We start from the raw sequence: 383 nt of genomic DNA on the forward strand, positions 1-383 counted from the left end.
AACTGTAATTGAGGCACAATTCGAATCAGAATATTATATCAATCACTCGAATGATACTTTAAAAGGGCAAGTAATGGGATATAATTCTAAAGTTGTTTACTTCTTAGTGAATGATGAAAAAATAAAACTCAAATCAAAAGATATTAAATCATTTGTTGTAAATGATGAATATGATAAATTAGTAAAATATGTAACCTTAAAAAATGATAGGACTCATTTTTTTGAAGAAGCTGTTGTTGGTGAATTATCTCATTATTATTTGCGAACATTTAATCCATATGATGGTGAAAAATTAATCTTTTCACTACTTATAAAAAATGATGAAATAGTATACGTTAATGCATCAAATTCAAAAAAAAGAATTGCTAAATTAATTAGTGATT

Annotated in this window: 1 protein-coding gene; it reads left to right on the plus strand. The window is 24.3% G+C overall.

The window, feature by feature from the left end; all coding sequences use genetic code 11:
• The coding region (locus QWI17_RS19425; protein WP_302724189.1) for a hypothetical protein at positions 1-383 on the plus strand (383 nt) is incomplete at both ends.

Origin of the sequence: Gilvimarinus gilvus, assembly GCF_030518155.1 — a bacterium.
In the GTDB taxonomy this organism is placed as follows: domain Bacteria; phylum Pseudomonadota; class Gammaproteobacteria; order Pseudomonadales; family Cellvibrionaceae; genus Gilvimarinus; species Gilvimarinus gilvus.